Origin of the sequence: uncultured Tyzzerella sp. (genome assembly GCF_963558545.1) — a bacterium.
Classification (GTDB): domain Bacteria; phylum Bacillota; class Clostridia; order Lachnospirales; family CAG-274; genus Tyzzerella.
This window is the reverse complement of sequence record NZ_CAUWHO010000113.1, coordinates 1-1,709: the sequence shown is the minus strand read 5'-3', so window position 1 is coordinate 1,709 and position 1,709 is coordinate 1. Positions and strand designations below refer to the sequence as shown.

Genomic DNA, 1,709 nt, shown 5'->3' with positions numbered 1-1,709 from the left:
GCGGTAATGTTGCAAATACACTAGGAAATATTTTTTCTTCTATGTGGGACTCTATTACAGACACAATAGACAACATAGTCGAAGCTGTTAAGGATTGCTTTACGGATTTAATAGATTGGTTTAAAGACTTGCCTAAAAAGTTTATTGAACTTGGTAAAGATATTTTTAGTGGACTATGGGATGGAATAAAAGGTGTTTGGAATAATATAACATCATGGGTCACTGAAAAAGTTGATTGGCTAGTAGATAAAATAACATTTTGGGATAATGGCTCTAGTAAAAAGAGTGCATCCTATAAAAGTGTAGCTTATGTAAATGGTAGCCATGCAGATGGTTTAGCTTATGTACCGTATGACGGATATATTGCAGAATTACATCAAGGTGAGACTGTATTAAACAAAGAAGAAGCTAAAGCGTATAGAAGTGGTGGTAATACAACTAATACATTCAATGTATCTATTAATGCATCTAGTATTAAAGAATTTAATGACATTGTGAATATATGTAAAAATGCTAAAATGACAGAAAGAAATCGTTAAAGAAAGGGGGTGGGAGCGTGGCACAAGTCACAAAAAAAGCTTATTTCACACAGGAAATTTATGATGCTTCTAATGAGGATTTAAAAGAGCAAACAGGTAGTTCCTATAGAATTTATTATTACACTACTCAAGGGTGGTGGACGAGTCTGAATCTAAGCTTGAATCTACCTATTATTGCGACCAATGTTAAATTAAGTTTTTACATTCAGTCTATACCAGGTAAAAAAAATACAGGAATCAATATAAATAATGTAGATAAAGGTTTGGCTAATATTGGGTGGAATACCTTTGAAGTCGAAAATAGAAATCTTTATAGAATATATGCTAACGGTGGAACGAATGAGTATCCAGCTTATTACTACATGTTTGGTATAAATGGGGGAGCATATCGTCCTTATGTAGAGTATACGGTAGCTGTACCAGACATATCTAATATTAGGTTAGATAATAGATCTGTAGACCAGGCAATTACCGTTTCTTTTACATTAAAGGATGCGACATCTTGGACTTTGCAAGCTATAAAAGATAATGTAGTTGTAGCAACCAGAACAGGGACAACGCCTACAAGTGCAATCTTTAATCCTAGTGAGCTACCAGTAGGAGATGTTATTTTTAGAATTACAGCAACTAATAGCGCAGAAACAACAGTGGAAGAAACTGTCCAAACTCTAACTGCTCCTACACCTAGCATTAGCAACATTCAACTAAGTGATTTAAATGTAGCTGCTCCTATTGTTTGTACATCCACAGCAACAAATACAACTTCTTGGAAAGTCGAAGCTATACAAAATAATGTAGTAGTATCGAGCAAAACTGGTACAGGTGCAATATCTGCTACTTTTAACGTGGGAGAGATTGAAAATACTGGTGATACTACTTTTAGAGTAATTGGTTATAATATGTGGACTAGTGGGTATAAAGACAGGAATGTTACCCTTAAAGCACCAGAAGCAAGCGTATCTAACTTTTTAGTAACAGGTACTAACATAGACGAAACAATTACTTGTACTGCCGAGGGAAGCAATGTATATAGTTGGACGGTACAAGCGATTCAAAACGGAACTCTTAAAGCGTCTAAAAGTGGTACTGGAAATACAATAAATTGTATGTTCAGCAATGGGGAAATTAACACGAAAGGGAGTACAGAATTTAAATTACTTTATGCCAATA

At 34.6% G+C, this 1,709-nt stretch carries 1 protein-coding gene and 1 pseudogene; both read left to right on the top strand.

Features of this window, described 5'->3' with window-relative positions; all coding sequences use genetic code 11:
• A pseudogene (locus R5Z65_RS10045) lies at window positions 1–539 on the top strand (hypothetical protein); the annotation flags it as partial.
• Between the two features lie 362 nt (window positions 540–901).
• On the top strand, window positions 902–1,709 hold an 808-nt coding region (locus R5Z65_RS10040), incomplete at its 3' end, for a hypothetical protein (RefSeq protein ID WP_317368919.1).